This window comes from Desulfolutivibrio sp. (genome assembly GCF_036584575.1).
In the GTDB taxonomy this organism is placed as follows: domain Bacteria; phylum Desulfobacterota; class Desulfovibrionia; order Desulfovibrionales; family Desulfovibrionaceae; genus Desulfolutivibrio.
On record NZ_JAZHDB010000030.1, the window covers coordinates 1 to 7,187 of the forward strand.

Genomic DNA, 7,187 nt, shown 5'->3' on the forward strand with positions numbered 1-7,187 from the left:
CCATGGAGGCCGGGCTTGTGGCCTTTGATTTCGTCAACCCCCGGGACTTCGCCCTGGACCGGCATCACACCGTGGACGACCGGCCCTACGGCGGCGGGCCGGGCATGGTCATGATGGTCGGCCCGCTGGTTCAGGCCCTGGCCGCCATCAACGCCCCCGGCCCCAGGGTCTTACTGACCCCCGGGGGACGGCCCTTCGACCAGCGCGCCGCCAGGCGGCTGGCGGACGCCCCGGACCTGACGCTCATCTGCGGCCGCTACGAGGGCATCGACGCCCGGCTGGGGCAAGTGTTTCCCCTGGAGCCTGTCTCCGTGGGCGACTTCGTCATCAACGGCGGCGAGACGGCGGCTCTGTGCGTCATCGAGGCCGTGGCCCGACTCCTGCCGGGATTTATGGGCAAGGACGAATCGGCCGAGGAAGAGAGTTTTTCCTCCGGACTTCTGGAATATCCCCACTATACCCGGCCCGAGGTCTTTGACGGGCTTGCGACGCCGCCCATCCTGCTGTCCGGGGACCACGCCCGCATCGCCGCCTGGCGGCGGGAACAAAGCCTTGAGGCCACCCTGGCCGTGCGGCCCGCCCTTTTGCCCGAGGCCGGACTGACCGCCCGGGACGTGGACTACCTGCGGGGAAAAAAAGGTCCGGGCCTGGGACGCAACCTCTATACGGCCCTGCTCCACGGCCCGGTGCTCAACCGGCAGGGAAAAACCGGCACGACCTCTTTGACAAACCTCGACGTACACGATATAGCGCGCGTTTCCCGCAGTTATGGTCTGGGCGGATATTTCGTGGTCACGCCCCTGTCCGACCAGCGGGCCCTGGCCGAAAAACTTGTGTCCCACTGGACCAGTGGTCCGGGATTGGCGGCCAATCCCGACCGGGCCGAGGCCTTGTCCCTGGTGCGTGTGCGTAGCGATCTGCACGAGGTGGTGGACGAGATCGCCCGCCAGCGGGGCATGCGGCCCTTTGTGGCGGCCACCTCGGCCAAGGCCGAGGGCGACGCCGGGTTCACGGGGTTTGGCCGGTTGCGGGAAATACTGCGTGAAAAACCGGTGCTGCTGGTTTTCGGGACCGGGTCGGGGCTTGCTCCGGAGGCGACCTGCCTGGCCGACGGCTTTTTGCCGCCGATCAGGCCCCTGGACGCCTACAACCACCTGTCCGTGCGATCCGCCGCAGCCATTTTGGCGGACCGGCTGCTTGGCGATGTGTACTGAGGCGAATCCTGCCGCAAGGCGGGCCCCAAACCGGGATGAGACGTTTTAGGCCAGTGAACTGTCGGCCCCGCCCGGCGGCTGGCGAACATCAGACGATATCCGGGCGCATCGCGACGCCGGGAGAGAGATACGGGCCGCACGGGCATCAATCCCGTCGGCACGCCCAAGGAGCCAACATCATGAATGCGATTCAGAAAATTGAGATGGAGCAGATGCGCCTGGACATGCCCGCCTTCCGCGCCGGAGACACCGTGAAGGTGTTTTTGCGGATCATCGAGGGTGAAAAAGAACGCATCCAGGTCTTCCAGGGCCCGGTCCTGCGCGTGCGCAGAGGAACCACCAACTCCACCTTCACCGTGCGCAAGGTGTCCGATGGCGTGGGCGTGGAGCGCGTCTTCCCCATGCACTCGCCGTTCATCGAACGGGTGGAAGTGATCTCCCAGGGCAAGGTCCGGCGCGGCCGCATCTACTACCTGCGCCGCCTCAAGGGCAAGGCCGCCCGCATCAAGACCAAGACCGACTGGTAAGCCGGTCCCCGTCGGGGAGCCCATGGCCCGATCGTGCGCTGGGAGTCGCGAACCATCCCCCCCGGTCGATCCGTCGGCCTTTGGTTCCCATGCCGGTCTCGACGAGGCCGGACGAGGCTGTCTGGCCGGTCCCGTGGTGGCCGCAGCCGTCGTGCTGCCCGCCGTGTACGATCTGCCGGGGCTCACGGACTCCAAAAAATGCTCGCCGGGCCGTCGCGACATCCTCGCGGCGGCCATCAAGGCCCAGGCCGCAACCTGGGCCATCGGCGTCGTGTGGCCCGCCGAGATCGACCGCATCAACATCCTGGCGGCGTCGCTTTTGGCCATGGCCAAGGCCCTTGGCAGGCTTAGCCCCCTCCCGCCCCTGGCCCTGATCGACGGCAACCAGACCATTCCCGCCCACAACCTGGCCCGCCTCGCTGCGCCGCCCGCCCAGACGGCCATCGTCGGCGGCGATCTCCTCATCCCGGCCATCTCCGCCGCCTCCATCCTGGCCAAGACCATCCGTGACCGCCTCATGACGAAGCTCGACGCCCGGTTCCCCGGCTATGGGCTGGCGAAACACAAAGGCTACGGCACGGCGGTCCACCTGGCCGCCCTGGCCCGCCTGGGGCCAAGCCCGCTCCACCGCCTGACCTTCGCTCGCGTGCGCCCACCCGACCAGGGGAGCCTGCTGTAACTGAACCGGGGTCGCCGCCCCGCGCCCGCTACCGACGTCACATAAAAAAGACGACGGTATTTTTATGTATCATACTGCTTATCTTGGAAAATCGGAAAGAACCGGGGCTGCCACCCCGTGCCCCGCCCGGGGGGAATCATTCCCCCCGGACCCCCTTCGTCCCGGCGGCGGCCTGGCGGCGCGCTGCGCCGCCAGACCGCCGCCGGAAAGGCAGGGTGGGGGGAAGAAACAGGGATGAGGGAAAAACGTCAGGAAGTTGGCGTGAGAAGAGGCGTCAGGGCGGGGTCGCACATCACCGGGGAAAATTCCAGGATGCTATAGCTCGCCACTCCCTCGCGCTTGAAGGGATCGGCCTCAATGAGGGCCTCCAGAGCGGCCCGGTCACAGCCCTGCGCCAGGATGACGCCCCCCGTGCGGGGCGTACGCGGCCCGGACGCCAAAAAGATGCCAGCCGCATACTGCTCCCGCAAAAAATCCCGATGCGCCTCAAGCCACCGGTCCACCTCGGACAACGGCTGGACGTAATCCACAATGATGATGAACATGCTGCCTTCTTTTTCATTTCATGCGCGCGTCAGCCGCGCAAACAACCCGCCACATGAGCCGAATAGTATTTTAGCAAAATTCCAAGACAAATTCCTCAATCTCTCCAAGATGATTCAAAAGCTGCGTCTTCCCCGCGCATGGAAATGTTTTATTAAGCTCATCATGGAGTTGCATGCCCATCTGATCAGCAATAGCCGCCAACCTCCGCCTCGCCATGTCCGCACGCTCGGACCCCCGGGCAAATCCGATCTGGAATTGCACCGTGCCGTTTGTCCATAAAAGGATGAGCGCATTATGCGTAATCGCCGGAATCACGAGCCCCAAAGAACCGGTTTGCCCCTTTCCATATCTGAAAAGAACCCCGGCATGTTCCACTCGTTCCACGAAGGCGGCAATCAAAGAAAATTCTGCCTTTGTGACATTTTTTTGCAATGCTTCAAAGAAACGCGGTTTGGACCAGAAGCCTTTTGTCTTGGATTGTGGCTGGATTGTATTCTCTTTTTTTATTCTCCGAGCTTTTTCCGTATATCCAAAGAGCATCGGGACAATAATCCTGGATGAAGCGTCTGTATATTGCTTGGCTTCGACAATGAGAATCTCGGATTTCTCCATCTGTCTATTGAGAAAATCAACGATACTCTTTAACTCGAAAGGCGCTTCCTCAAGAAAAAAGATAATCCGGACGACTCCCTCTTTGAGCTTGTAGATCGCATTATCAAAGAAGGCATTGCAGTCAGCGGAATCGTCTTGCAAAAGTGTGCTGACTCCCTGTTCGAGCGTTTTCCCGTTCTCTCGCGCCGTCTGGGTTGTTCGCTCCATGAGATATGACTTGTCCCAGTAATATGCGCCATTTGCCGCATATTCAAGAACTTGGCCAACGATTTCCCGCCGTGAGCGCGTATCCACGCTGCGTTTACATTCGACGAATGTCGGAGTCGCCTCCTGATCGAGAAAAAAGAAATCGACATTCCACCGTTCAAGCCCTGTCACCGGATCAGGGACAGGCATCTCGCGTTGCACCAGAAGCCACCGCCTGGGGGCTTCCGGGCTAATCTGGTCCCCCGGAAGCAGATGATGGTTGTTCGCAAGTATGTCTTGCAGTTCTTTTGCTTCATCCCGGCAGAGTGTCTTTTCGAGTTGCTTCGGGCGGCCATCATCTTGAATACGGAAAATGCTGGCCATGGCTGATGTCCTCCTCGCCAGATGCGTTCACCTGCGGACTCAGGCAGCGTCAAACCCGTCCAGGAACCGCTCCAGGTCGTTTTTCTCTCCCGCGACGTAGTCCTCGGGATACAGAAGCGCCGTCATATAAAAGATGCTCCCCAGGTCCATGGCCTGGCCCGCGCGCCGGGCGAAATCCGCCAGCCCACTCAGAAACTCCTCGGCCGCCGGGGTATCCGCCTCGCTCGCCACCTGCTCCACCCTCTCGGGAAGGTCGGCCAGGGTCTCGCATTTCTCGATCATAAGCCCCCGGTGTCCGGCCGCGTCCCCCCGTCCATGCAAGGCCTCATCCGCCTCGGCCTCAAGCTCCCGCACCCGCGCCGCCGCCTTCCTGGCCATATCCAGGGCCTGGGCCGGGATCACTGCCTTGGTCATGTTCGTCCTCCCTCTTTGTCATACCGCAGGCGGCCGTGAAGCCGGATGACTTCCCGCCGCAGATACAAAAGCTCGTCGTTCATACGCCGCAACCGATCCGCCAACACCTCGGAAAAGGCCCGGTAGATCACGGCCAGCACATGGCTTTGCCCCTGCATGTCGTTCATGTCCACGGCGTCCATGTCCAGACGCAAAAGCAGACAGTCCCGCTTGGCCGTCACCGTGGCGCTGCGGCATTTGCTGTCGATGACGCTGATCTCTCCGAAAAAATCGCCCAACCGCCGCAACTCGCACAGTTTGACGTTCTCCTTGTGGATGCCCACCTGTCCGTCGATGAGAAAATACAAATGCCGGTCGCGCTGGTTCTCCCGGATGATGGTCTCCCCGGAGGCCACCTGCAAGATCTCCGAGGCGTCCAAAAGCCGGGAAATGTCCTGCTCGTCCAGGCCGTGAAAGGCCGGAATCTCCCGGACGATGTCCGCCAGATCCAGATCGTCCCCGTCGCCCAGTTCCCTGTCCTCGCGCTCGTGCGTGGTCACGGAATCATCCTTTCGCGGACCCGAGGCAGATATGGTCCGGCTTGGCTGGGGTTGCCCCGAAAACCGGGTATGCGACCTCCATGTCAAACCCCACGCGTACGCCCTAAGACCTCAAAAAACGTCAAACTGGAAAAAAAACATCCCCGGCCGTCGGCCTGCACAAGCCCGGCGAGAAAGGCCTCTCCCCTCTGCCGCGTCAGGCGCCCCGCCGCCACGGCCCCGGCCACGCTCCCCTCAATGTCGTAGACAGCGTCGGCCGCAGCAAAAGTGCGGAGCACAAAGGTGCGCGGCGTGACGGCAATATCCGAAAGGCCGCACTCGGCCATGCCCCGGGCCAGGGTCCGCCCCACCTGTCCGCTCGGGAATCCCTCGCGCCAGGTCCGGGCCACGATTCCGGCCGCCGCCGGGTCCGCCGAATCCAAAAGGTAACTGCCCCAGTCCGGCTCCACAGCCGCCACCCGCCCGCCCGGCCGGGTCACCCGGGCCATCTCGGCCAGGGCCAGGAACGGATCGGCGACATGTTGCAGGGTGCGGTCCACCCGGCAGGCATGGAACACGGCGTCGGCAAAGGGCAGGGCCAGGGCGTCGCCCGCCGTGAACGCCAGGCCGGGTCGGCCCGGGGCGGCCTGTCTGGCCCGCTCCAGCATGATCCGGCTCATGTCCAGGCCGACGGCCAGCCCTGCGGGCGCCACCTCTGCGCCGAGCGCCGCCAGATCGAACCCCAGGCCGCAGCCCACCTCCAAAACCCGGTCGCCCGGGTTCAGGCCAAGGGCCGCCCGGCTCTCGGATTTGTAGTCGCGAAAAAAGGGGATGGCCGACAACCGCTCCAGGCAGGCCACGAAACGACCCGGATCGGAAACCCGGTCCACGCAACAAAACTCCCCGGCCAGGGAGGCGGTGAAGGATGTCGGGTCGGACTTGCCGGAATGGGGCTGCGTCATGGAGAAAACGCGTCAAAACATCTGCTTGAGCAGATCCTCGCCTCTGGCCAGGGGCGCGTTGGGATCGGCAAAAAGCACCCGCTCGGTCTCCTCGTCCACAATGGCGAAGGAGCCGCGTTCGGTGCCCTCCTTAAACGGCATGGCGATCCCGTCCACATCGGCCATGACGATCCCCGGCGGACGCTCGAAATCCTCCACCGGGTAGTCGTTCTCCACGCCGTGCCGGTAAGCGATCCAGATGGGCAGCGCGCCCCGACCGCCGGTCTCGCCGTTGCCCATGGACCGGGGCTGATCGTAGCCGATGTACACGCCGGACAGCAGATAGGGGGTGAAGCCCATGAACCAGGCATCCTGGAAGTCGTTGGTGGTGCCGGTTTTTCCGGCCATGGGGCGGGCAAACACCTTGGCCGCCGTGGCCGTCCCGGCCCGGACCACCTCTTTGAGCATGCTGGCCATGATATAGGCCGTCTGGGGGGTCATGACCACCGTGGCCTCGGGCTTGGACTGGTAGATATCCTCGTCCCAGGCGCTTTTGACCGCAAGGATGAACCGGGGCTTCACGGTGGAGCCGTCCCGGGCGAAGGCCGAATAGGCCTGGCACATGTCCAGGAGGTTGACGGCCACGGCCCCCAGACTCACGGGCAGATACGGCACGAAATCGCCGCGCAGCCCCAAGGCCTGGGCGCGTTCCACGACCTTTTTCATGCCGATCTGCTGGGCCACGCGGATGGTCACCAGGTTTCGGGACTTGGCCAGGGCGGAGCGGATGCTCATGGGCCCCATGAAATCGCCGCCGTAGTTGCCCGGGCTCCAGACCTTGCCGCTCCACGGGTCGCGGTAATAAAAAGGCGAATCCATGACCACCGTGGCCGGGGTCAGGCCGTTGTCCATGGCCACGGAATAGACCACGGGCTTAAACGACGACCCGGGCTGGCGCAGGGCCTGGGTGGCCCGGTTGAACTGGCTGCGCTCAAAGGAAAAGCCGCCCACGCAGGCCAGAACCTCGCCCGTGCGCGGGTCCATGGAGACCAGGGCCCCTTCGATCTGGGGTTCGAACTGGGCGTTCAGGCGCCAGACGGGCTTGCCCGCGGCCTTGGGGCCGGAGGGGGCTGCCGCCTGGGCCTGGGCCGCCGCCTGGGCCGGGG

General features: G+C 63.7%; 9 protein-coding genes. 3 read left to right on the forward strand and 6 right to left on the reverse strand.

Annotated features, from left to right (window positions below; translation table 11 throughout):
* The 3 genes from trmD to V3572_RS02255 all read left to right on the forward strand — a co-directional run.
* Positions 1-1,214 (forward strand): tRNA (guanosine(37)-N1)-methyltransferase TrmD (gene trmD / locus V3572_RS02245; protein WP_332109341.1); only part of this gene is annotated, 1,214 nt, incomplete at its 5' end.
* A 179-nt stretch (positions 1,215-1,393) separates the two neighbouring features.
* Positions 1,394-1,741: a 50S ribosomal protein L19 gene (gene rplS / locus V3572_RS02250; RefSeq protein ID WP_332109342.1), complete on the forward strand. Its 348-nt coding sequence runs from the start codon at positions 1,394-1,396 to the stop codon at positions 1,739-1,741.
* A gap of 22 nt (positions 1,742-1,763) precedes the next feature.
* Complete coding sequence (locus tag V3572_RS02255; protein WP_332109343.1) at positions 1,764-2,420, forward strand: ribonuclease HII; 657 nt, start codon at positions 1,764-1,766, stop codon at positions 2,418-2,420.
* Positions 2,421-2,668: 248 nt separating this feature from the next.
* Here V3572_RS02255 and V3572_RS02260 read toward each other — a convergent pair whose 3' ends face one another.
* The 6 genes from V3572_RS02260 to V3572_RS02285 form a co-directional block, all read right to left on the reverse strand.
* Positions 2,669-2,965 (reverse strand): YciI family protein, encoded by a 297-nt coding sequence (locus V3572_RS02260; RefSeq protein WP_332109344.1) that lies wholly within the window; start codon positions 2,963-2,965, stop codon positions 2,669-2,671.
* 70 nt (positions 2,966-3,035) lie between these two features.
* Positions 3,036-4,148, reverse strand: a complete 1,113-nt coding sequence (locus V3572_RS02265) for a hypothetical protein (RefSeq protein ID WP_332109345.1) — start codon at positions 4,146-4,148, stop codon at positions 3,036-3,038.
* A 39-nt stretch (positions 4,149-4,187) separates the two neighbouring features.
* On the reverse strand, positions 4,188-4,562 hold the full coding sequence (locus tag V3572_RS02270) for a hypothetical protein (RefSeq protein WP_332109346.1): 375 nt from the start codon (positions 4,560-4,562) through the stop codon (positions 4,188-4,190).
* The gene (locus tag V3572_RS02275) at positions 4,559-5,101 is read right to left on the reverse strand and encodes a cyclic nucleotide-binding domain-containing protein (RefSeq protein WP_332109347.1); all 543 of its coding nucleotides are present in this window, start codon (positions 5,099-5,101) and stop codon (positions 4,559-4,561) included. Before V3572_RS02275 ends, V3572_RS02270 begins: the two co-directional genes overlap by 4 nt.
* A gap of 83 nt (positions 5,102-5,184) precedes the next feature.
* A complete protein-coding gene (locus V3572_RS02280) occupies positions 5,185-6,042 on the reverse strand; it encodes a methyltransferase domain-containing protein (RefSeq protein WP_332109348.1) in 858 nt (285 codons plus the stop codon).
* 12 nt (positions 6,043-6,054) lie between these two features.
* On the reverse strand, positions 6,055-7,187 hold a 1,133-nt coding region (locus V3572_RS02285), incomplete at its 5' end, for a penicillin-binding transpeptidase domain-containing protein (protein ID WP_332109349.1).

Bases quoted from the DNA above. Each gene is read 5' to 3' on its own strand.
- rplS (WP_332109342.1), top strand. From the start codon at position 1,394: ATGAATGCGATTCAGAAAATTGAGATGGAGCAGATGCGCCTGGACATG.
- V3572_RS02255 (WP_332109343.1), top strand. From the start codon at position 1,764: ATGGCCCGATCGTGCGCTGGGAGTCGCGAACCATCCCCCCCGGTCGAT.
- V3572_RS02260 (WP_332109344.1), bottom strand. From the start codon at position 2,965: ATGTTCATCATCATTGTGGATTACGTCCAGCCGTTGTCCGAGGTGGAC.
- V3572_RS02265 (WP_332109345.1), bottom strand. From the start codon at position 4,148: ATGGCCAGCATTTTCCGTATTCAAGATGATGGCCGCCCGAAGCAACTC.
- V3572_RS02270 (WP_332109346.1), bottom strand. From the start codon at position 4,562: ATGACCAAGGCAGTGATCCCGGCCCAGGCCCTGGATATGGCCAGGAAG.
- V3572_RS02280 (WP_332109348.1), bottom strand. From the start codon at position 6,042: ATGACGCAGCCCCATTCCGGCAAGTCCGACCCGACATCCTTCACCGCC.